At 60.6% G+C, this 22,365-nt stretch carries 21 protein-coding genes; 9 read left to right on the forward strand and 12 right to left on the reverse strand.

All coding sequences use genetic code 11. The features are described from left to right. Positions 1–11 precede the first annotated feature (11 nt). Entirely contained in the window at positions 12–1,106 is a 1,095-nt protein-coding gene (locus tag POM99_RS02170) for a helix-turn-helix transcriptional regulator (RefSeq protein ID WP_277275151.1), read from the reverse strand. 453 nt (positions 1,107–1,559) lie between these two features. Here POM99_RS02170 and POM99_RS22460 point away from each other — a divergent pair, with 453 nt between their 5' ends. Both POM99_RS22460 and POM99_RS02175 read left to right on the forward strand, forming a co-directional pair. Then, positions 1,560–1,790 (forward strand): type I restriction-modification enzyme R subunit C-terminal domain-containing protein, encoded by a 231-nt coding sequence (locus POM99_RS22460; RefSeq protein WP_369011634.1) that lies wholly within the window; start codon positions 1,560–1,562, stop codon positions 1,788–1,790. A 633-nt stretch (positions 1,791–2,423) separates the two neighbouring features. Next, complete coding sequence (locus tag POM99_RS02175) at positions 2,424–3,533, forward strand: LacI family DNA-binding transcriptional regulator (RefSeq protein WP_277275153.1); 1,110 nt, start codon at positions 2,424–2,426, stop codon at positions 3,531–3,533. Here POM99_RS02175 and POM99_RS02180 read toward each other — a convergent pair. Beyond that, on the reverse strand, positions 3,422–4,639 hold the full coding sequence (locus POM99_RS02180; RefSeq protein WP_277275155.1) for an MFS transporter: 1,218 nt from the start codon (positions 4,637–4,639) through the stop codon (positions 3,422–3,424). The genes POM99_RS02175 and POM99_RS02180 overlap by 112 nt on opposite strands. A gap of 217 nt (positions 4,640–4,856) precedes the next feature. Here POM99_RS02180 and POM99_RS02185 point away from each other — a divergent pair, with 217 nt between their 5' ends. The 5 genes from POM99_RS02185 to POM99_RS02205 all read left to right on the forward strand — a co-directional run bounded on the left by POM99_RS02185 (position 4,857) and on the right by POM99_RS02205 (position 13,711). After that, the gene (locus POM99_RS02185) at positions 4,857–7,712 is read left to right on the forward strand and encodes a TonB-dependent receptor (RefSeq protein WP_277275156.1); all 2,856 of its coding nucleotides are present in this window, start codon (positions 4,857–4,859) and stop codon (positions 7,710–7,712) included. Between the two features lie 78 nt (positions 7,713–7,790). Then, positions 7,791–9,287: a tryptophan halogenase family protein gene (locus tag POM99_RS02190; RefSeq protein ID WP_277275157.1), complete on the forward strand. Its 1,497-nt coding sequence runs from the start codon at positions 7,791–7,793 to the stop codon at positions 9,285–9,287. Next, complete coding sequence (locus POM99_RS02195; protein ID WP_277275158.1) at positions 9,284–10,786, forward strand: tryptophan halogenase family protein; 1,503 nt, start codon at positions 9,284–9,286, stop codon at positions 10,784–10,786. Before POM99_RS02190 ends, POM99_RS02195 begins: the two co-directional genes overlap by 4 nt. Before the next feature lie 14 nt (positions 10,787–10,800). Further along, positions 10,801–12,522, forward strand: a complete 1,722-nt coding sequence (locus tag POM99_RS02200; RefSeq protein ID WP_277275159.1) for an alpha-glucosidase — start codon at positions 10,801–10,803, stop codon at positions 12,520–12,522. Continuing rightward, on the forward strand, positions 12,515–13,711 hold the full coding sequence (locus tag POM99_RS02205) for a glycoside hydrolase family 68 protein (RefSeq protein WP_277275160.1): 1,197 nt from the start codon (positions 12,515–12,517) through the stop codon (positions 13,709–13,711). The genes POM99_RS02200 and POM99_RS02205 overlap by 8 nt, the downstream gene beginning before the upstream one ends. A 35-nt stretch (positions 13,712–13,746) precedes the next feature. Here POM99_RS02205 and POM99_RS02210 read toward each other — a convergent pair whose 3' ends face one another. From POM99_RS02210 to POM99_RS02220, 3 genes are all read right to left on the reverse strand, one after another. Beyond that, positions 13,747–14,118: a hypothetical protein gene (locus tag POM99_RS02210; protein WP_277275161.1), complete on the reverse strand. Its 372-nt coding sequence runs from the start codon at positions 14,116–14,118 to the stop codon at positions 13,747–13,749. 370 nt (positions 14,119–14,488) lie between these two features. Continuing rightward, on the reverse strand, positions 14,489–15,268 hold the full coding sequence (locus tag POM99_RS02215) for an SDR family oxidoreductase (RefSeq protein WP_277275162.1): 780 nt from the start codon (positions 15,266–15,268) through the stop codon (positions 14,489–14,491). After that, complete coding sequence (locus tag POM99_RS02220; RefSeq protein ID WP_277275163.1) at positions 15,265–15,594, reverse strand: nuclear transport factor 2 family protein; 330 nt, start codon at positions 15,592–15,594, stop codon at positions 15,265–15,267. Before POM99_RS02220 ends, POM99_RS02215 begins: the two co-directional genes overlap by 4 nt. A gap of 106 nt (positions 15,595–15,700) precedes the next feature. On the opposite strand from POM99_RS02220, the gene POM99_RS02225 reads away from it, so the two are divergent. After that, positions 15,701–16,606, forward strand: a complete 906-nt coding sequence (locus POM99_RS02225) for a LysR family transcriptional regulator (protein ID WP_277275164.1) — start codon at positions 15,701–15,703, stop codon at positions 16,604–16,606. A gap of 54 nt (positions 16,607–16,660) precedes the next feature. Here the strand turns inward: POM99_RS02225 and POM99_RS02230 are convergent, their stop codons facing one another. Both POM99_RS02230 and POM99_RS02235 read right to left on the reverse strand, forming a co-directional pair. Continuing rightward, a complete protein-coding gene (locus POM99_RS02230) occupies positions 16,661–17,092 on the reverse strand; it encodes an organic hydroperoxide resistance protein (RefSeq protein ID WP_277275165.1) in 432 nt (143 codons plus the stop codon). Positions 17,093–17,127: 35 nt separating this feature from the next. After that, entirely contained in the window at positions 17,128–18,144 is a 1,017-nt protein-coding gene (locus POM99_RS02235) for an alpha/beta hydrolase (RefSeq protein WP_277275167.1), read from the reverse strand. Positions 18,145–18,257: 113 nt separating this feature from the next. On the opposite strand from POM99_RS02235, the gene POM99_RS02240 reads away from it, so the two are divergent. Continuing rightward, the gene (locus tag POM99_RS02240) at positions 18,258–18,716 is read left to right on the forward strand and encodes a MarR family winged helix-turn-helix transcriptional regulator (RefSeq protein WP_277275168.1); all 459 of its coding nucleotides are present in this window, start codon (positions 18,258–18,260) and stop codon (positions 18,714–18,716) included. A 472-nt stretch (positions 18,717–19,188) separates the two neighbouring features. Here POM99_RS02240 and POM99_RS02245 read toward each other — a convergent pair whose 3' ends face one another. The 5 genes from POM99_RS02245 to POM99_RS02260 all read right to left on the reverse strand — a co-directional run bounded on the left by POM99_RS02245 (position 19,189) and on the right by POM99_RS02260 (position 22,363). Then, positions 19,189–19,578, reverse strand: a complete 390-nt coding sequence (locus POM99_RS02245) for a hypothetical protein (RefSeq protein ID WP_277275169.1) — start codon at positions 19,576–19,578, stop codon at positions 19,189–19,191. 2 nt (positions 19,579–19,580) lie between these two features. Then, positions 19,581–20,513: a ParA family protein gene (locus tag POM99_RS02250; RefSeq protein WP_277275170.1), complete on the reverse strand. Its 933-nt coding sequence runs from the start codon at positions 20,511–20,513 to the stop codon at positions 19,581–19,583. Between the two features lie 323 nt (positions 20,514–20,836). Next, positions 20,837–21,049 (reverse strand): HGGxSTG domain-containing protein, encoded by a 213-nt coding sequence (locus POM99_RS22465; protein ID WP_369011635.1) that lies wholly within the window; start codon positions 21,047–21,049, stop codon positions 20,837–20,839. Next, positions 20,946–21,608, reverse strand: coding sequence for a hypothetical protein (locus POM99_RS02255; RefSeq protein WP_277275171.1), 663 nt, complete (start codon positions 21,606–21,608; stop codon positions 20,946–20,948). Before POM99_RS02255 ends, POM99_RS22465 begins: the two co-directional genes overlap by 104 nt. Then, a complete protein-coding gene (locus POM99_RS02260) occupies positions 21,605–22,363 on the reverse strand; it encodes a hypothetical protein (protein WP_277275173.1) in 759 nt (252 codons plus the stop codon). The genes POM99_RS02255 and POM99_RS02260 overlap by 4 nt, the downstream gene beginning before the upstream one ends. Between the last annotated feature and the right edge of the window lie 2 nt (positions 22,364–22,365).

Genomic DNA, 22,365 nt, shown 5'->3' on the forward strand with positions numbered 1-22,365 from the left:
CGTTCCGGACCCTACAACCGTGCGAGGGACTGGCACACCTGCCGCACGAGATCGGCCTGCCGCCTGACGCCAGCCTTGCCGAGCGCGCTCTTGAGCTGCATCCGCGCCGTGCCCTCGGCGATGCCACGATGCGCGGCATAGTCCTTGACTGTCATCCCGCTGACGAGATGGGCAGTCAGCGTCGCTTCGGCCATGGTCAGGCCAAACAGATCGGCTACTTCGGCTGCATCGATGTAGGGCAATGTCCCTGGCGAACACAACGCCAGCAGTACCAGATTGCGACCCCAGCGGCGCTTGTCCGCGGCATCGCGGCGCAAGACGCGCAGGTGCAGCACGTCAGCCGGCTCGTCTCCCGGCACGCGACATACATCGCCCGACTCGCCAATCAGTGCTGCCTCGACCAAAGCTGCGCTTTCGCACGTGCGAAAGCGCAGGGTATCACTGACCAGTGCGACCTGCGGCAGCTGGTCAATCAGCCGTTCGGCCGCAGCGTTCATCCAGTGTACGCCAAAGCTGAGATCGCAGGCGAGAAGCGCAAAGCTGGTCGAATCCATGAAGGCTTCGGCCACCGACAAGCGCGCCCGCTGCTCGGCAAAGTCCTTCAGCAGCTGTGAGACTTGACGGAAATGGGGCATTAGCTGGTGCAGGAATTCCTCGTCGGCCTGCGTGATGTCGCGTGTATCGTCGACATGGCGATGAAGGATGATGGTCGTGTGTTCGCCGGCTCCGGTCCTGCAATCGAGCCAGAATCCCGGCCCCAGCCCGCAATTGGCAAGCCCGTTCCGCAACTCTTCGCGGTCTTGTGCGGTCAAGGCAAGGCTGCGTTGATCGCTCTCGATCCCATATGGGCCGTGCGGTACATTGTGGCTCCGAAAGCGTGGGTTGAGCGGCGAGTTGGCCCAGGCATCGTGCCGTGCGGCCTCCTGCGTCGACCAGCTGTCTCGCATGCTGAACATCGGAACCAACTCATCGCGGTCCACCACCAGGCGCTGGAACACCGCGCTCGCCACACCCAGACGCAGCTTGATTGCGTTGAGCACGCCGGTCCAGCGAGATTCCTCGCCGACTGCGCCGTACATCGCGGCGAACAGGTCGTTGTCGTTCACCGCCTGCCTGCGCTCCTGTCCCGCAATTCACGCTGCTGCATAGCATGATTTGCAGTGGCCATAGCCGATGCCGAGCACCAGGGCGATATCTGATCAGACACGCCGCATGATGTCCTGGTTCCGCGAGCAGCTCCGGCGTCCCGCACGGTCGTCCGCTAAAACTGCATAGCCGGTGGAAAAGACGGTGACCGGCTGATTGACGTCATCTACCCCGCATTTGGCCAGCTGACGTTCCCCGTAAGGCGAACTTCGCGCATCGCCTCGCCGCATCCCGGCCTCAACTTGTCGTCAACATTTCCTGCCTGACCCAGTCAGGTACCTTCATCGCTGCGGGTATCGAATTGTACACTTGCCGATTTCACCGATCGTACCCCACCGCCATGTGGCTGCGTGCTGATGCAACTCTTGCACTCGCTCTCTTGATTCGAAACAGGTGGCCTGTTCATTAGCTCCTTGGTCGGGTTGGAGCGGGATGCTGTCAAAGCCGCTTTTGTGGAGTTCATTGCCGGGCAGAACCTGAACGCAATCCAGATAGAGCATATCACCCTGATCATCGATCACCGGACCGAACGTGGTGTGATGGCCCTCCGTCGCCTCTACGAAAGTCCGTTTACCGACATGGACGACCAAGGCGTAGCGGCCTGTTCCCGCAAGCCAACGTCACGAAGATCGTTGCCGTGCTGAAGGCAGTGGCGCCGAGAGCCTTGGGACTTGCGGCATGAAGGAGGCGGTCAGGCTGGTGCGGTGTTGTCATATGGAGTGTGAACGATCTGTCTGGCTGGGAAGCCGATCCCATTGAAGCCATTGATATCGCCGGCGGGCTTTGGGACATTGCTGCCTTTCCAACGCCCTTGCCTGAAGGGCTTGATCCGCCAGTAACAGACACCAGGACGTAGTCCGAGATCTACCAAAGCTGCGCAAATTGCGAGAATGATCAGGCTGTGGCAGGATGCCTCGAAGAAACTTGTAAAAGCTTAGCTAGCAGGATGATTTGGTTCACATTCGCTGATGCAAGGACGAGTACAGCGACGTGCATCATAGATCGCCCTGAATTTTTCAAAAATGAACTTCTGGTCCGGTCGAAGAATGAACGAGTACCTTATGGCAATGTGCACCAGTGTAACTTGTCAAAGTGAACTAGTTTAGTAACATTATTGGATGGATATGATGCTGGCTGTACTGGAGGTTTCACATGCCACCGTCGAAATGCCGCCATCGCTTCGGGGAAGGAATCCATCACCCAGCTTGTTCGCTATCGGCGTTAAGGCACTAGCTTCGCAGAGTTGAGTTCCACACGACTTAGATCGGCAGGTCGAAATGTCACACAGCAGGCCCAAACCGAAGCTTTCGGACATTGCGGCTGTTGCGGGTGTCTCGGTCGCAACGGTATCGCGTGTGCTCAGCGATCATCCGGCAATTCTTCCAGCGACCAAGGCTCACGTGCGGGCGCTTGCACAGGAACTGGGATACCCATTGCCCGATCCCGCCAGCCCACGCCAGAAGGCGCGCGCGCGGCGCCCGAAAAAGCCGGGAACGATCTGTGCAGTGATGCCGGTTGCACTACCGAGCGGAAGCCGGTTGGCCAATGCCTTCGAGATGGACCTGCTTGGCGGCGTAGGCGCCGCGATGCGCGACCACCGTCTCGACTTTTCGGTGTCGGCAAAGGCACCCTACGACAATTCGTCACTGACAAGGTTCATGGAGCAGCACCCTTATGATGGTGTGATCTTCTTCGGCCAATCCCAGTTTCATGAAGGCCTGAATGCTCTCGCCGATGGTCCTCGCCCATTCGTGGTCTGGGGCGTCGAGACGCAAGACCAACGCTATTGCTCGGTCGGCAGTGACAACTTCGCGTGCGGGCACCGCGCGACCCAGCATTTGGTTTCACTGGGACGAAAGCGGATTGCCTTTGTCGGACAGTCCGCTCCGATCACGACGGCGCAGACCAGCCAATCGCAACTGTCCGAGCGGCTGGCAGGCTTCCGCAGCGCGCTTGCCGCAGCCGGATTGCCCACAGACATCACCGCCATGCGGCCGGCCGGCTCCGGCCTGGAAGCGGGCGAGCAGGGCCTGCGGGCCTTGCTGGACAAAGGCATCGCCTTCGATGCCGTGGTGGCTTCTTCCGACCTCGTTGCGCTGGGGGCGATCCGCGTGCTCCGCAGCGAAGGGCTGCGGGTACCTGAAGACGTCGCGGTAGTGGGTTATGACGATAGCGCATTCGCGCGCCTGATGCAGCCGCAATTGACCACGATGCGGCAGGATCCGATCCTTGCCGGGCATCTTCTCGTCACGAAGCTGCTGCGCGCAATGGCGGGTTACGAAGTCAAGTCCGAACGGCTTCCAACCGAACTGGTTATTCGGGAATCATGCGGCAGCCATCGCGACCTGCCCGCTATCCATAAGGCGAAACCGATGATCGCGACATAGGCGCAAGCCGGAACCGCAAAAGCAAAGGCAATGCCGACCCGGTCGGCGAAATAGCCTGCGGTCATCGACATGACTGCTCCGCCTGCGACCGCCGTAGACAGCAGACCTGAGATCGCTGCAGGAGGGGCGTCGGCATGGTCGAGCGTCAAGGCAAAGATTACCGGGAACATGAGAGCGTTGCAGAATCCGATCGAAATCAGGGCCCAGCCGGGCAGTGGGCCTGATCCGACGATCGCGCCAAGCGAGCCGGCAAACGCGAGCGTAGCAACGGTGGCAAGAACGGCGGTCGGAGGCAGCCGTTTGAGCACGACGTATCCGGCAGCACGGCCGATCAGTGCGCTCCCCCAATAGCCCCAGGCGACGTATTGGCCGGCGCTCGCCAGGTCGAGGTTCATGATCGAGGGCTGATGGAGATAGGGAATGAGAAGGCTGCCAATAGTCCCCTCTGCGCCGACGTACAGCGCGATGGTCACCGCCCCGATCCACGCGCCGGGCGAGCGCAGCGCCTCGCCGAGCGGCGTTCCCGGATCGTCCTGGGCAGAATACTGCCACGATGCGCGGGGCACGAAGAGGGCAACAGCAATCACGGCGGCAGTGACGATTCCGGTGATGGCATAGGCAATGCCGGCCCCCAGCCGGCCGCTTCCCAGTGCCAACGTGGCGCCGAGACAGACGCCCGCCAGCACGCCCAGGGAATTGAAGGCCTGCGCCGCCGCCAGACGCGCTGCGGACGTAGCGGCAGGTCCGGCACTCACTGCGCAAAGATTCGCCACGACCTGCAGCGCTGTTATGCCCAGCGCAACTACAGCGAGAGCGGCGACCAGCAGAGCAAATGGCAGTGGCGGGCTAATGGCCATTCCGACTAGCGCGCAGCCCCCTGCGACCACGCAAAGGCCGCCGAGCATCATGCTCCTCGGCCCTGACCACTGCAGCTGCCTTGCCAGCAGCAACGAGGCCCCACCGCTGACCACGAGCGCGATCCACTGTACGGTCATGGCAGCCGTAAGCCCGACATCGAACAGACTTGGCACCAGCGGGACGAGCGTGGTTGCCATCGCCCCGGCAACGCCCATGACGAAAAATGCCCCGAAGGCGCAGACCAGCATGGCGCGCGACTCAGCGGTTCCGGCATTGGCGGGAGGCTTTGGGCTCATGGCTTGCTTATGCCTTTGCGCTCCCGCTCCGAACAGGGGCGCGAGATTTGCATATGCAAACGGATCGACAGTTTATTGCAATCGATTGCCCAGGGGTTACTCCGGCAAGGGAGAAGGTCAGACCTGCAATTGCAGGAGCGCTGAACCTCACAGGGAGAGGACAGGTCACATGAAAGTACGCAACAGTCTTGTTTTGTCGACCGCGCTCGTCGCGCTGCTGTTCAGCGGCGCTGCAGTCGCGCAGGAGGCGGCATCGGCAACGTCAGGCGATGCGGTGTCGGGAAGCGACGAGCCTACGCCCGATGACGCGATCGTCGTTACTGGCCTGCGGGCCAGTCTCGAGCGTGCGCAGGCGGTCAAGCAGAACAGCACCTCTGTCGTCGAAGCGCTTGCTGCCGAAGACATCGGCAAGCTGCCCCAGTCCAGCGTCGCGGATTCGCTGGGTCGTCTTGCCGGTCTTGCCGGTGAACGGCGCGCCGGTCGCCTGAGCGGCATTTCCGTTCGCGGCTTCCGCGAAGACTTCGTGGGCACCACGCTCAACGGGCGCGAGCTTATCGGGATCGGCGACAATCGCGGCGTTGAGTATGATCTCTATCCTTCGGAAATCATTGACAGCGCCGTCGTCTTCAAAACTCCCAGTTCCGACCTTATCGCGCAAGGTGTGGGCGGCACTGTCGACCTGCGCACGACCCGCCCGCTTGAGCACAAGCGCACACTGGTGGTGAACGGGTCGTTCGAAAAGAATGGCATGAAGTCGAAGAATCCGGACTTCAAGGATACAGGTTATCGCGCTGCCCTGTCGTTCAGCGACAAGTTTGCCGACGATACCATCGGCATCGCACTGACTGCCGCGACCACCTCGTCCCCGATGCAGGACAACTTCTTCAGCGTGTGGGGATACGACAAGGGCGCGATCACTTCAGGTCCCGACGCTGGCAAGTTCGTCCCCGCCGGCATCGACATCTCGTCGCGCTCACGCGTGCTCAAGCGCGATACGATTGCAGGCGTCCTCGAATTCAAGCCATCCGACCAGTTGTCGATTGCGGTCGATGCACTCTACATCAAGTTCTCCGACAGGGGCATCTCGCGCGGGTTCATTGAAGCCCTTCCCGTGGCCTCGAATGGCAGCACGGTGATCTCGTCGGCGAACACTTACGTGACATCTGCCCGCACTACAGGCTTCAATTCGGTTCTGCGCACCGATCCGCTCGACAAGCGCGGCGAACTCAAGACGTTCGGCGGCAATCTCAAGTACGAGCCGGCATCGGATTTCCACATCGCGCTCGATGTCTCGCATGCCCAGAGCAACAAGCAGGACACGCGCGGCGAGAGCTATTCGGGGCTTGGCCGTGCCGGCCTGACCACGCAAGGGCCGGACAATCGCCGCACCTACACGTATACGCCCAACGGGCTGGTGTTCTCCAACAACTCTCAAGCCTACAGCGACTACAACATCGTCCGCCTGGCCGGTCCGCAGTCATGGGGCGGTGGTCTTGCTCCTATCACGGAACTGAACCAGACAGCGGTCATCGGATCTAGCGGCCAGCCCATTGGCTTTGCCCAAGCGCAGGACGGGTTCGTCAACACCGGCATCTTCGACGAGAAGCTTGATGCCCTGCGCTTCGAAATCCAGAAGGACTTTGACGGCTCGTTCATCAAGCACATCAACCTTGGCGTGCGCTATTCGAACCACAAGAAATCAAAGGTAAACCAAGGCTTCTTCCTGACCGCCAAGACTTATCCGCTCGATGGTCCGATCCCCGATGATGCCCGCCGCGGCGTCGCCGATCTTAACTGGATCGGCCTGGGCGACGTGGTTGCGTATGACGCGCTCAGCCTGATCAACAGCGATTTCTACAAGCGCTACGATGCAGGAGCGCTGGAGCCCGATCGTCTCGGCGACACCTATTCGATCCGGGAAAAGGTCTGGCAGCCGTTCGCGAAGGCCGACTTCGAGGCCGAGTTCGACGGCATTCGCATGTTCGGCAACGTCGGCGTGCAGGGCGTGTTCACCAAGCAGCGCGGCCAGGGCTTCAACTCGGTCATCGGCGCACAATTGCGCACGATTGCAACCCCGGTCAGCGACGGGGCCAATTACTCGAAGATCCTGCCGAGCCTGAACCTGAACTTCGACCTCGGGAGTGGTCACACGCTGCGTCTTGCGGCATCAAAGGTAATAAGCCGTCCGCGCATTGACTATCTCAATCCAGGCTCATCGGTAAAGTTCCGCAACAACGTGGCCAACGTCACCAATACCGATCCGGGTCTTGGGCCGTGGGTTTCGACCAGTGGCAATGCGCAACTGCGGCCATATGAAGCCAACCAGTTCGATGCGTCATACGAATACTATTTTGCTCCCGACGGCTTCATTTCGATATCGGGGTTCTACAAGGACCTCGTCAACTGGAACGTCGCTGCGACAACCATCCGGGATTACACGCAGTTCTACATTCCCGGCTACCATCAGGCCGTCAGCAGCGATGGTGCGACGATTTACACGCCTGCCACGTTCAAGGGCCTCAACACCACCTTTACCGGCGGTCTCAAGGGTTCGGTCAAGGGCGTGGAACTTCAGGCAAGCGTCCCGTTCGGTCGTCTGACTTCGGCGCTCGACGGCTTCGGCCTGATCGGGGCGGTGGCGTTCACAGACGGCAAGCTCGACAACGGGTCGGACGTTCCTGGCCTGTCGAAGGAAGTCTACAAGCTGACCGGGTACTTCGAAAAGTGGGGTTTCTCGGTCCGTGGATCGATGAACAAGCGTTCGGCCTACCTGTCGGAAGATCGTGGTGGTTCCAACACCATTTCGCCGGTGAACCGTGCGGGCGAAACGCTGGTCGATGCGCAGATCGGGTATGACTTCAAGTACAGCGGCCTGAAGTACCTCGAAGGCCTGCGCGTCTCGCTGCAGGGCCAGAACCTGACCAACCAGAAGGACATCTACACCGATACCGGCAGCGGGCTCGTATCTCGTGCGGAAACCTTCGGGCGCAACTTCATGCTGAACCTCACCTACTCGTTCTTCTAGGAAGACGGCTTCACCAAGGTTCCCTGTCGGTCGCAAGGCCGACGGGGCACCGGAAAGCATGTTCGTCAGGGGAAGAGAATGAGCAATCTCATTCGCAAGGTCGTTATTCTTGGCGGTGGCACCGCCGGATGGATGACTGCGGCGTTGTTGTCGAAGGTGCTGGGCGAGCAGATCACCATAGAACTCGTCGAGTCCGAAGACATCGGCATAATCGGTGTAGGCGAGGCAACGATCCCGCCAATCCAGCTTGTCAACTCGGTCCTAGGGATCGAAGAAGCCGATTTCCTGCGCGAGACGAAGGCCACGATCAAGCTGGCCATCCGGTTCGAAAACTGGAGAGCGATCGGGGATTCCTATTACCACACCTTCGGCACGGCAGGCCGCAATCTCGCGTTCGCCTCGTTTCACCATTTCTGGAACCGGGCGCGCAAGCTTGGCAGCACGACGGATTACTGGGATTTCGATCTCAACTATCTCGCCGCCCGGGAGGGCAAGTTTGCACCGACGCGCGGCAACGACCCGGTCTGGGACATGCCGTACGCGTATCACTTCGATTCCGCGCTCTATGGCCAGTTTCTGCGCCGCTATTCCGAGGCACGCGGTGTCACCCGGACCGAAGGACTGGTCGCCGACGTCACCCGGGCTGCAGGCGTTGGTGACATCATGGCGCTGGTGCTGCGTGATGGGCGAACGGTTGCGGGCGACCTGTTCATCGATTGCTCGGGAGCGCGCGGAGTTCTGATCCAGCAGCAGCTTGGCACGGGTTACGAAGACTGGAGCCACTGGCTGCCATGCGATCGCGCCATGGCGGTGCCATCCGAGCGGTTCGAAAAGACGTTGCCGTTCACCCGTGCCATCGCTCACAGCGCGGGTTGGCAATGGCGCATTCCCCTGCAGCATCGCAACGGTAATGGCCTTGTATACTCCAGCCGCCACTACAGCGACGACGAGGCGGCGAGCATACTCCTTGGCAATCTCGATTCCCCGGCGCTGGACGACCCGCGGATCATTTCCTTCCGCACCGGCCGTGCGCGGCGTCAGTGGAACCGCAACGTGGTGGCCGTCGGGCTATCGAGCGGCTTCCTTGAACCGCTGGAATCGACGAGCATCTATCTCATCCAGTCGGCTATAACGCGATTGCTGCATCTCTTCCCGCACGCCGGGATCACGCCGGATCTGGTGAACGAGTATAACCGGCAGTCGCAGATCGAGATCGAACTGATCCGTGACTTCATCATCCTCCACTATCACGCCAACGCGCGCCGGGATTCGGCGTTCTGGCGCACGATGCGCATGCTCGAGGTGCCCGATCGCCTCGCCCGCAAGATCGCGTTGTTCCACGGCAACGGCACGCTTGTGCAGGATCAGTACGACATTTTCATGGAGCCCTCATGGGTGCAGGTGATGATGGGACAGGGCATCATGCCTGAAGATCATCATCCTCTTGCCGATGGTCCCAGCGAAGCCGAGTTGCGCGAGCAGCTCGCCCATCTGGCCGAATTGAAAGCGCGCCCCTTGGCCAAGCTTCCGAGCCATGATGCGTACCTTTCGCAAATGATCGCGAGCGGGCGGTGAAATCGCCCCCGCGCATCGCCATCGCCGGAGGCGGCAGTGCAGGCTGGATGACGGCATGCCTGCTTGCCAACCGCTGGAAAGCGCTCGGCATCCACGTCACCCTGGTCGAAGCGCCCGAGATCCCGACCATCGGCGTGGGCGAAGGTTCGACGCCGTCGCTGAAGAAGTTCTTCGAATTGCTCGGCATCGCCGAAGCGGACTGGATGCCCGCCTGTGATGCCACCTACAAGGCCAGCATACGCTTTGTCGGCTGGAGCCCCGCCTCCGGATGCGACGACTACAGCCACCCGTTCACGACCCAGATAGACCTCCATACCGAGCCAGCCTTCATCAACAACTGCAACAACCGGCGTCTGGGCCATGACGTGCCCACCCGTCCGGACCTGTTCCTGCTGAACGGTGTGCTGGCAAAGGCAAACCTGGCCCCCCTGGCCCCTGCAAATTTCCCGTTCCGGATGGAGTATGGCTATCACTTCGATTCTGCAAAGCTGGGTGCCTTCCTCCGCGAACATGCCGTCTCGCTGGGGGTCGCGCACCTGTCACGCCGCGTGGTCCGGTGCGAGCACGCGGAGAATGGAGATCTGACTGCACTTGTCACCGACCGGGACGAGCGCGTTGCGGCCGATTGGTTCATCGATTGCAGCGGCTTTTCGGCCATGCTGTTGCGAGGCGCACTGGGGGTGCCGTTTGCGAGCTTCACGGACAACCTGTTCAACGATGCCGCCGTCGTCCTGCCGACGGCGATGGGGAATGTCATTCCGGTCGAGACAGTTTCGACGGCGCTTTCCAGTGGCTGGGCCTGGTCGATCCCGCTGACGACGCGGTCTGGCAACGGATATGTCTATAGCCGCGACCATCTGTCACCTCACGGCGCCGAGGCCGAACTGCGCAACCATCTGCGGCTGACCGACGAAACGGTGGAGGCACGCCACCTGACTTTCGTGCCCGGCCAACTGGTGCGGCACTGGGAGCGCAACTGCCTCGCCGTCGGCCTCGCGCAGGGCTTCGTCGAACCGCTCGAGGCGACTGCGCTGCATCTGGTGCTGAACAGTGTCGACCTGTTCATTGACCATCTCGAGCGCGGCGATTTCACGGCCCGTTATCGTGATGCCTTCAACGCTGTGATCACCAACCGAGTCGAGCGCGTACGGGATTACATCGTCGCGCACTACAAGCTCAACACCCGCGACGACAGCGAGTTCTGGCGAGCCAATCGCGCCAACCAGACGCTGTCGGCGCCGCTTCTGCAAATTCTCGACGTCTGGTTCCGGCGGGGCGATCTGGCGCGAACCCTCGCCGAGATGGACGGCCTCAGCCACTTCCAAAGCCTGTCGTGGCACTGCCTGCTGGCAGGCTACGGGGCATTTCCGCCGCTCACTGCGCAGCCGCGCGACGACGTTGATTTCTATCGTGACCACGACGTCGCGCGGTTCCTGACCGGCTGCGCAACGAACTTTCCCGCGCATCGCGCAGCGCTGAAGCACGGGACACCAGCATGACCAGAGGAGAGAGCATGACCATCGCCAACCGAGCCGCCAAAAAAGCTTGGCGCGTAACGGCCGCCCTGCTTCCGGCGCTGCTGGTATTTGCACCGATCGCAGCCTCCGCTGCTCCCCAAGCGGAACAGCAACCGTGGTGGGCCACTGCGGTGATCTATGAGATCTATCCGCGCAGCTTCCAGGATACGAACGGAGACGGCATCGGCGATCTCAAGGGCGTGACGCAACGGCTGGATTATCTCGAGAAGCTTGGTGTCGACGCGATCTGGCTCACGCCGTTCTTTCCCTCGCCCAACAAGGACTTCGGCTACGACGTAGCCGACTACACCAACGTTTCCCCCGAGTATGGCACGATGGCAGACTGGGACGAGCTGACCCGCGAGGCCAGGAAACGTGGCATTCGCGTCATGGTGGATTTCGTCCTGAACCACTCTTCGGATCAGCACGCGTGGTTCAAGGAGAGCCGCTCTTCACGCAACAATCCCAAGCGCGACTGGTACGTCTGGAAGGACCCGGCTCCCGATGGTGGGCCACCCACAAATTGGGAATCGATCTTCGGTGGTTCGACCTGGGAGTATGACAAGGCCACCGGGCAGTACTACTACCATGTCTTCTACAAGGAACAGCCGGACCTCAACTGGGCGAACCCGGAACTGCGCAAGGCGATGCACGATGTCGTGCGTTTCTGGCTCGATCACGGCGCCAGCGGCTTTCGCCTGGATGCCACGCCTTACCTGTTCGAAGATCCGAACTGGCCAGACGACCCAGACGTCAAGGGTGGGCCATTGCCTGGCCTCAAACCCTATAACAGCAACCTTCCCGCTACCCGCGCAGCGCTCAGGGATTTGCGGAAGCTGACTGACAGCTACCCTGGGCAGCGCGTGCTACTGGGAGAGAACGCGATTTCGAGCATCGAGGACTTGCGTCGGATCTACGGCGCCAATGCCGACGAAATCAATCTGCCGATGGATTTCCTCTACACAGGCGTGAAGTCGCTGGATGCGGCTACGTTCAAGGCAAGGATCGACGAGGCGCACCTGCAACTGGATGGGCTGCCGCCAGTCTTCCATTTCAGCAATCACGATACCTCCCGGCAGTGGACACGTTTTGGCGATGGCCAGAACGATGACCGCATTGCGCGCCTCACCGCCGCCATGACGCTCACCCTGCGGGGCACTGCACTGATGTATTATGGCGAGGAACTCGGCATGGCCGACTTGCCGGCCGACTTGCTCAAGGACTTTCCGCTCGGTCCCAAGCGGACCGTTGCGGACAAGCGCGATCCCGAACGCTCACCGATGCAATGGACCGGGGGGGACGCTGCCGGCTTTACCACGGGATCGCCGTGGCTTCCGGTTCATCCCAACCGGAGCACGGTGAATGCCGAGCGCCAGCAAGCCGACAGCGGCTCGATGTTCCATTGGTATGCGCGATTGCTCCAATTGCGCAAGAACCACCCGGCCTTGCGGGATGGGGCCTATGTGCCACTTCAATCGGGTAATCGCGATGTCGTCGCCTACGCGCGTCGCACGCCTTCGGGCGCCGGCGTGCTCGTACTGCTGAACATGAGCGGGCAGCGGCAGCAGCTCAAGATCACCGGCTGGACAGGCTCAGCACCAAAAGCCGGCGAGATCATCATGCAGAGCGCTCCTGCGGGCGCGGCGAACCTCTACGATCCGGTGCTCGCCCCCTTCGCGACCCAGATCCTGAGCATTGTTCCTGAAAATCATGAGTGACACCATGTCTCTTGCCACGACCGCGTCCGAATGCCTTGCCGATGCCGAAGAGGTCGGTCAGGTCTTGATCCATGGAAAGTGCTGGGCCGCGTCCGATTTGGCCTACCTTGATCCTTCGCAGGTATCGCATTTTCCGGTTTTATGTGCCGAAGAGGTTGGAAGGGTCCTTCCCGATCTCGATGTCTGGGATGCCTGGCCGCTCGCCGATTGCGCTGGACGCCCAATCGAATGGCGTGGTGGAGAGCTGTGGTTCGCGCTTGCCGCCCCGGCTTTTGCAGATCCCGAAGAGCGGCACGGGCACGCGCGTATCCATCATTTTCACCGGCTAGGCAGCAAGTTCCGCCATCTCGGCGTGACCATGCCTGAAGGCCTGTCGCCGGGCAGCCGCGAATGGTCCGGCGCAGCGCGGCTCGAAGGCTCAGAGGTTGCTCTGTACTTCACCGCAGCCGGTATGCGCGGGGAACTCAGGCACACTTACCGACAGCGGCTGTTCGTTACGCGGTCGCGCCTGCCGACCGCCGGTTCGGTATCCTTTCCCGAATGGTCGCATCCGTGCGAGTTGCTGGCAGCAGGCGGCCCGTATCAGCCGGCAGACCAGAGCGAGGGGGCAATCGGAGAAATCAAGGCGTTCCGCGATCCCTTCCCCTGGCGCGATGACGAAGGCCGTGACTACTTGCTCTTCACGGCTTCGTCAGCCGCTGCTCCGCGAGCGTTCAACGGGCTCGTGGGGCTCGCTGCATGGTGCTCGGAAACTGGCAAATTTCGTCACCTGCCGCCGCTGATCGACGCAACCGACGTTAACAATGAACTGGAACGGCCGCATATCGTCTTTCACAACGGGCGCCTCTACCTGTTCTGGTCGACACAGGGTAAAGTCTTTGCACCGGGCCTTTGTGCGCCGACCGGGCTGTACGGGGCGACCGCCGCTTCCATCGAAGGGCCTTGGGAGTTGCTCAACGGCCATGGGCTGGTGGCGGCGAACCCTGAAAACGAGCCGTACCAGGCTTACAGTTGGTGGGTCCTGCCCGATCTTACCGTCGCAGCCTTTGTCGATTACTGGGGCGTGGACGATCCCATGGCCGCAGCAAAGCCGAACGGCCGGGACCACTTCGGCGGCACCTTTGCGCCATTCTTCTCGCTCTGGCTCGAAGGCACCAACGCCGGGCTGGCTACAACGCGCCAGAGGTAGAGAAGCGCGGCTGGATTAGGTCTGATTCTGGGTGGTTAGTTGCCGTTCCGGTTCCCTCTTCCGTAAAATTTGCCGGGCTGCCGGCGATCCTTGCCAAGCCAGCGGAATACCCGAACGTTGAGGCTTGTCAGCGGATGAAGAGATTGAGTTCTATCAATCAAATTGCACAATCGAAGCAGGCGGTCAGCGCTTAGTGGTTCAGGCGCAATAGCAGCCACTGTCCACTGCAACGGGCGGATTCGCGCAGGAACAGTAACTTCGAACCCGTGCAGCCGAAGGACACGTGCAATGCTTCCCACCTCTTTCAGCGAGGCCCGGAACCGAAACCTGTTGGGTCGCTCATCTCGCCGTGGCTTCTTCAGCCTAATCCATTTTCGCGCTTCATAGGTCCAAGGCTTGTCGGTCATTTTAAGAGGGTGAGGCTTTTTCGGAACGTCTTCAAGTGGGCGAAAGCTGACGTTAGAATTAGTCCACGCCCCCTAACGTTCTTGGATCGAGATTGAGTTCCCGTCGCGGGGCAAGCTTCCGAGGATATCTAGCAGAGTCCGTCGACGCACGGCCGAACGCTGGGGCAGCTTTCAATTTATGCAGCGCTGAGTGGTCGGAATCACCCGTCCGTTCAGCGCTTGACCCGATGACAACTGGCTAGCGTCTCATTGGCTGATCTTGGCAGGGCAAGTGCTAAAGCCGACAACCAAGTGAGGCGACCAGTCCCATCTCGAAAGGATCAGGCATTGGGAGTGCTTGCCGGGATCGCACTTTCGGCATGGAGATAGTTCAGACGGTCGGCATGGTGCCGCCGTCGATCACGTATTCAGCGCCCGTGATCGTGCCCGCACGATCGGATGCGAGAAAGGCAATCAGGCTCGCGATCTCCGACGGCTGCGACGGCCGGCCGATCGGCACCCCGCCGAGCGATTGCATGATCATCTGCCGGCCCATCTCCACTGTAACGCCATGCTCTGCTGCCAGGCGGCGTGCCAGATCAACCGAGGATTCGGTTTCGATCCAGCCGGGCGATACCCGCACCACGCGCACACCTTGCGGTGCCACTTCCTTCGACAGGCTCTTGCTGTAGGTCGACAGGGCGGCCTTGGCAGCCGCATAGGCCGTGGTCGCGTCGGGCAGGGGCAATTCGCGCTGGATCGATGTCACGTGGATGACCACACCGGAGCCGCGCGCCGTCATGGCGGGGACGAGCGCGCGATCGAGCCGAACCGCGGGCATCAAGTTGAGATCAAGCTCACTTTGCCATTGGGCCTCGCCCAGCGCTTGATAACCGCCCGCCGGTGAGGAAGAGCCGCCCAGCATGTGGACAATGATGTCGACCCCGCCGAGCCGCTCCAGCACCGTTTCAGCCACTGCGGCGCATCCTGCGGTTGTCGTCAGGTCGGCGGCAATGAATTGCTCGTCTGGCATGTCGGCCGGCTTGCTGCGCGCGGTGGTGAGGACGTGCGCGCCAAGCTCTTCGAACAGCGCAACCGTGGCGGCCCCTGCGCCCCGGGTTCCGGACGTGACGAGGGCGCGTTTGCCATCCAGCGTCAGGAACGGGCTCATGCGACGATCTCCAGCCTGGCGATCCGGTCGCCCTCGATGATGAACCGATAGCGCAGGTCTACCGGGCTGCCGGGGAAATTGCCCGCCAGGTGGCTTGTGACGACAATCCGGTCATCGTGATGCGCAAGAGCGAACGGTTCGACGGTGTAGGTGTATTGGGTGGAGGCATTCGTCATCCACTGCCGGATCGCATCGAGTCCGGCATAGGTGTTTCCCTCGTCAATCACGATTGCATCAGGGGAGAAGCAAGTGGCCAGTGATGCGGCACTCCCACGCCTGTCAGCAGCGAAATAGCGGGCGATCGGATCAGGCAGATCGATGCTCATGATCATTCTCCGGTTGGGTCAGTTGGTGCCCGACACCTGGATAGGGCTTTGACGCCGTCCGCATAAGCAGGATAAAACGAGATGAGCTATTGCGGATTACAGGACAATGCGAAGCTACAGTCTCGGTGATTTCGACGCGGTCCTGGCTATTGGGCGAAGGGGCTCGTTCCGCGCTGCCGCGCTTGATCTCGGTTTGTCGACGAGTGCGCTCAGCAACATGATCGCCAAGCTGGAAAGCCAGTTGGGAGTGCGCCTGTTCAACCGCACCACGCGCAGTGTTGCGCTGACGGATGCGGGGCGCCGCTTCATCGAACAGGTTTCGCCCGCGCTAACGGACATCCATCAGGCGCTCGACACAGTTCGCTCGCAGCAGGATACCCCCGCCGGTACCTTGCGCATCAACACCTTTGCCACCGCCGGGCGCGAGGTGCTCGGCCCCTTGGTGCTCGAATGCCTGAAGCGTTTCCCACAGGTCCGCATTGATCTGGTGACTGAGGGTAATCTCGTGGACATTGTCGCCCATGGTTTCGATTTCGGGATCCGCAGCCAGAACCTCGTGCCCAGCGACATGATCGCCATTCCGCTCGGACCGCCGCGCAAACATGCCGTGGTCGCCTCGCCCGCCTATCTGGCGGAGCGCGGCCAGCCGCGTGTGCCCGCGGACCTCGCCGGGCACGCCTGCATCCGTACGCGGCTGCCCAATGGCGCTCTTTTCCGCTGGCAATTCGAAGCTGATGGTCAACCTTTGCAGGTGGATGTCGATGGCCCGCTCACGCTCGACGAGGCCAGTCTGGCGCGGATCGCGGTGCTCGCTTCGGTCGGGATCGGTTTCTTCATGGAATCCGATGTGCGCGAAGATATCGCGGCCGGAAGGCTGGTGCGGCTGCTCGAGGAGTGGACGCCGCCGCTTGCTCCGATTTGCCTCTACTACCCCAGCCGCCGCAATCCGCCGGCTGCCTTCAGGGTCTTTGTCGAGCTCGCGCGTGAGCTGGCGCGAGCAAGAGCTGCATGAATTGCCACGGCCCGGTCAGTCGTGCGGCTGACCGGGCCGTGGCTTGCCATGGCATTATGCCTCGGTGACCACCTCAAGGCGGACCTCGATGTTCCCACGCACCGCATGGGAATAAGGGCAGATCGTATCGGCTTCGGCGACGAGGGCTTCTGCCTCGGCAGTGCCAAGCCCGGGCAGCGTGATGGCGAGCGTCACAGCGAGGCCAAAGCCCTTGTCCGCGCGCGGGCCGATGCCGACAGTGGCGCTGACACTGGCATCGGCTGGCACCTTTGCGAACGTGCCCTGCGTGCCAACGAACTTCATCGCACTGAGGAAGCACGCGGCATAGCCGGCGGCAAACAGCTGTTCAGGATTGTTGCCCTGGCCATTGCCGCCGAGTTCCTTCGGCGTCGCCAGTGCTACCTCGAAACTCCCGTCATCGGTGCGGGCGCGGCCATCGCGGCCCCCTGTGGCAGTGGCGCGGGTGGTGTACAGGATCTTGGTCATTCTAACGGTCCTTGTTGTTTGGCGTATCAGGGAAGTCAGTTGCCGAAAGCGCCGCGCAGGCGTGCGGCACCAAGGGAAATGGCGGCGCGGGCCGGTTCACTCCGGGCCAGCGGGTTGAGCATCACGAAATCGTGGATCGTGCCACCGAAGCGGGTCGTTGCAACCGGCACCCCGGCGTCGATCAGGCGGCGGCCATAGGCCTCGCCCTCGTCGCGCAGCAGGTCGTTTTCCGCCACGATGATCGTGGCCTCAGGTAGACCGGACAGCTGACTGGTCGTGGCGCGTAGCGGGAACGCGAGCACGTCCTTCCGGTTTTCAGCCGGGTAGTTGGCCTCGAGGAAGTAATCCATCGCCTTGCGGGTCAGGAACGGGCCATTGCCGAACTCGCGGTACGAGGCATCGTCCGAGACATCATCGGTCACCGGATAGAACAACAGCTGGTGGCTGATGCGCGGCCCGGCGCGATCCTTGGCCATCATGGTCACGGCAATCGCCATGTTGCCGCCGGCGCTGTCACCGGCCACCGCCAGCCGCGTGCCGTCGATACCGAGCGGCGAACCATGGGTCGCGACATATTCGAGTGCGGCATAGGCCTGCTCGTTGTTCACGGGGTAGCGGACTTCGGGCGCATTATCGTACTCGACGAAAACCACCGCTGCGCGGGTCTGCACCGCCAGTTCGCGGATCAGGTGATCATGGGTGTGGCGGTCGCCCATCACCCAGCCGCCACCATGATAATAGAGGACCGCAGGCAGATTGCCCTGCGCGTCTGCCGGACGGACGATGCGGATGCGCACCGCGCCGGTGGGCCCGATTTTCCAGACCAGATCCTGCGTGGTGGTGGGGGCAGAGGCTGCCACCTTGTCCTGCTGCACTCCGGCCAGCACGGCGCGGGCATCGATATAGGACCGTTCGTAGATCGGCTTGCCAGCGGCGGCGGCCTTGGCAAATCCGGCCGCGGAGGGTTCAAGCGTCTGGGCAAGCGCGAGCGCGGGGGACAAGGCCAGCAAGGCGCTGGAGGCAAGGGCAGAGAGCAGGATGGACTTGGTCATGGCGTGGACTCCTTTAATATCGATGGCGATTAAATCGTGTGCGATCTAAATAGCTGGATCATTCGCCTTGTCAACCATTGCGATTTAATCGCGTACGATTTATATCGCCTGACATGACCGAAACCCCTGCCCCTGCCGGCAATCCGCTCGATCAGTTCCTGTGCTTTTCCGTCTATGCGGCGGGACTGGCGTTCAACCGCGTCTACAAGCCACTGCTCGATCCCTTCGGCATCACCTATCCGCAGTACCTCGCGCTGGTGGCGCTGAGCAGCAGGGACGGCCAGACTGTCAGCGAGCTGGGCGAGCGGCTCCATCTGGAATCCAACACGCTCACCCCGCTGATCAAGCGGCTGGAAGCGGCCGGGCTGGTAACCCGCACGCGCGACAAGCAGGACGAACGGGTTGTCCGCCTTGGCCTGACATCGGCCGGCAGCGACCTTGCCAAGACAGCTCTGGGCTGTGTCCCGGGCGAGGTTCTCAAGGCAACCGGGATGGACCAGGCTGCGCTGGAAAGGCTGAACAACAGTCTAGCTGCGCTCGGTGCCGCGCTACGCGATCCTGCTGCGCGATAGGCACTCATCGGCCAGTCTTATAGGCCATTCAGACGGTTTGACGTTCCTGATCGCCACGCCAGTAAGTGTCATTGGACGTGAACCTTTTCCGGCCTGACCCGGTCAGGTACCGCCAGTGGTGGGGGTATCGAATCGGCCATTGGCGGATACCCCCCGATTATACACCCATCGCGATGTGGCTGCACGCGGACGCGTCTCCACATTGCGGGCCTCTTGTTGGCAGAATGGCGTGGGTGAAGGGCGCGTATCCAGATGCGATGGATGGATGGATCTGGATGGTAACGTGGAGCGGTAGCGGGAACCACAAAGACCCTCAAAAATGACGAATTTTCGAGTTTTTCCGCCTACGTGTTTTTCAGGTGGCCCCCAATATGGCCCCCAAATGCATTTGATGGCGATAGCTAGTGAACTCGAGACGCAAGGACCAGAGTCGCAGTTGGCTGCTTAGAACTAGGGCATGGCCTCCAGCGCGTTAGGCATCGCCCCGGATCGCTCTTGAGTTCAGTCTCGCGCCGACAAGGGACTCAACGATCTTTTGCTCAATGATTTCGATATTGTCTTCTTTAATGAGGTGCACGTCATAAATCCGGCCCAAATCAGCCAATTCCTTCCGCGAAAGGTACGCGTCCTCAAGGATTTTTGCAGCTTGGGTACGATCGGTCGCTTCGAGAAGGCGTTGGGACAGGGCGTTTAGATCGACCCGAACCTTCGATTTGGCTTTACTGCTTGACGCAGGCTGGCGGGACTTAGCCGTCTTTGATGGCTTCATAGCCTCGGTTAGTTCCGCAATTTCCAACGGGCTATTGCGTTCAATGACATCGGCAATGGCCCGCAGGAGAGAGGCAATTTCAGGGGTGCTCATGTTCATAGCCCAATCATAGATTCGAACTCGGTCGTTACTGCTTCGAGGCCATCGACCACACTTTGAAGGCTATAGTTGTTGTGCGTTGTCAGAACTACTGGAACTCCATATTGTGGGGCTCCCGCAAATAACGTATCATTTCGCTTAATATATGAACTAAAAACTGGAAGTCCGGCTTCACGCCGCACGCGAGAAATGTAGCTTCGTTGGGCAGCTATAGGTTGATTATCGTATTCCTGAATCATTGTAAATACGACCCCCACCATAGCTGGTTGAACGGGTTCATCTTTCGATGAATTATCGACCTTGATGTAGTCGTTGTAGTCAGAAATAAGGCCACGTATACTTCGCATTAGATAATCGATGCCAAGTGTAGAAAGTTCATCAGGGCGAGTCGGCACGAGAATGTAGTCACTAGCAATAATAGCAGTTTTAGTTACAATGTTAAAATTCGGCGGGCAATCGATTAAAACGATGTCATATTCATCTTGTTCAGCTAATTCCTGCAGAACTACGGAAAGTCGATTGTGAACGCTAATAAAATTCTTTTTTGCTTGAACGAGATTGGCCCCGCCAAGCTTCGTTGCTAACTCAAGATCAACATTAATTAGGCCCAAGTGACTGAATATGATCTCTAGCTTACCTCTCCCTTGTAGCCTTTGAGTAACACGGGATGGGGATGCGATCAGAGTCTCTAGCCCGATGGGCGTGCCTCCATCATGCGCGTCAAACCAAGCCTTTATAGTCCCGGCAGGCTCGTACAGCGTGCTCCATTCGTCTGGAGTAATGAACGAAAACGTGAGGCTTGCTTGCGCATCTAGGTCGATCAAAAGGACACGCTTGCCGCGCCATGCGAGTTCTGCGCCAAGGTTGGCAGTAAGAGACGTTTTGCCGACGCCGCCCTTGTAGTTGATGATCGAAACAACGTGCATCATCTTCTCCCGTGGATTCGGCAATCATAGCGCCTGTAGTGCGCCCGCGCGAGCCGATCTGCGCATGCAGTCCGGCCAGCCATAGTTCGATGTTGTCATCCTAACTCTGGTGATGGCATCGGCGCGTTTCGAAAGCTAGGGTACACACCCTACAACTGGCGCCAAAAAGTCATGTAAACCAGCTTTTTGCGCAAAACGTCGCTTCTCAGGTAGACTACCGTATCCGGGCTGCGGGCAAGTCACTTTACATTGCATTGGCATGAAAAGCGCGGATTTCCGCCATTTCGATCCGCCCGCGCACCCGTCTGAAGGCCCTTTCCAGCAAGTCACTTCAATAGGCGGGCCAGGTCTCGCAGATATCGCGCCGTGGCCTTCGTTTTGGCCGAATACCCGCCATGCTTGTGGGCGTTCCGATTGCCACTAGGTGCGCCGGGGTTAGTTCCGCCGTGCATCCTGCAACGCTGTCTCCCTTTGACCGCTGGCGATTGGCACTCCGATCCCGTGCGGGTCCGGGCTAGGCAGCGAGGGGCCTTGGCCAGCCGTTCCGGTTGCATGGGATTGTTCATCGAAATTTCCATTTTTTTCCTGACCCCCATGATGGTGGAACTCATCGGCAATGACGGCCTGCCCGCCTTCGTTCACATGCACATGCCGCACGGTCTGTTCACGCGGCTGGTGCAGCTTCGCCAAGGCTTCCAGACTGGCGCGACAGTTGCCCTGTGCTTTAAAGGCCAGCCGGGCATAGCGTTCCGCCATCAGGGGATAGTCGCCAAGGTTCATGGTCGCGCGGCGCGCCAGTTCGGTGAACAGCATGTCCAGTGACAACGCCTGTGCCGCCAGTATCTCGCTGGCCAAGGTCATTTCACCTTTGGAGGCTAGGTCCGCCTTCGCCTTGATGTCCTTTGCAAAGTCTTCGAATTTCGGCTCGCCGGGCAGCTTGCCCGCCATCTTTTCGATGATGCCGTTGGCGACAATACCATGCCGCAGATACGGCCCCACCATTACGCGGGCCATGGTTGCAGCCTCACATTCATCCCGTTTCGCATCAACCGTGATGGCCTTCGCCGGGCTGCCAGCGGGCTTTTGCTTCATTGTCATGCCGCCATGCTCCGATGATTGCTGGTCAGCACCGCCGCGAAGGTCAGGGCTGCCAGTTGGGGGGTGAAATCGGGCTGCCACCAGCCGATCAGATTGCGGCGCGCACCACTACCCATGGTAGTAGCTATATGTGTGGCGGAATCCTGAATGCTCGACTTTGGCTGAAAACTGCCATTCTGCATATTGGGCGTATCGGAATCCAATACCGCACCGGGTGCCAGATCGGGGTCAAAATGCCCTATCGTATCGCAATCCAATACCGGCAATTTGCTTCCATCGCGGGCCTTGCGATAGGCCTTCAAGGCGCGCTGGCCACGCTCCATGCGCTTGCGCGCCGGGGTTTGTGGCTCAGGTTCCCGCTCCAGAAATTGCGAAGATGGGGCTGTGCGACCGGGACCGACAAGCCAGGTCAAACGCCAGCACCGCGCGCGCGATGTCTCCGACGCCTTCACCTTGAAATGCGCCTCCTGCGCCAGTTCGATAAAGCCCATCGCCACAAGGTCATCAAACGCCCGGCTGGCGGCTGTCAGATCAGCAACACCCATGCGGTGCGCACCATCGCGCACGCTAAGATAGAGGCTGCCATTGTTCTCGCCATTATAGAGCATCACCAGTTCCACCAGCAGCGAGCGTCCGTTGGGGCTAAGGCTGCGATAGGCGTTGCTGCCAAGTATGCGGTAGTCCAGCCGGACAAAGCGGCTCGTATCGCTTCGCCCGGTCGCATTTGGCTTTCTGCGGTTGCGCGGGCGGGCCATCG

Source organism: Novosphingobium cyanobacteriorum (genome assembly GCF_029436685.1).
Taxonomy (GTDB): Bacteria; Pseudomonadota; Alphaproteobacteria; order Sphingomonadales; family Sphingomonadaceae; genus Novosphingobium; species Novosphingobium cyanobacteriorum.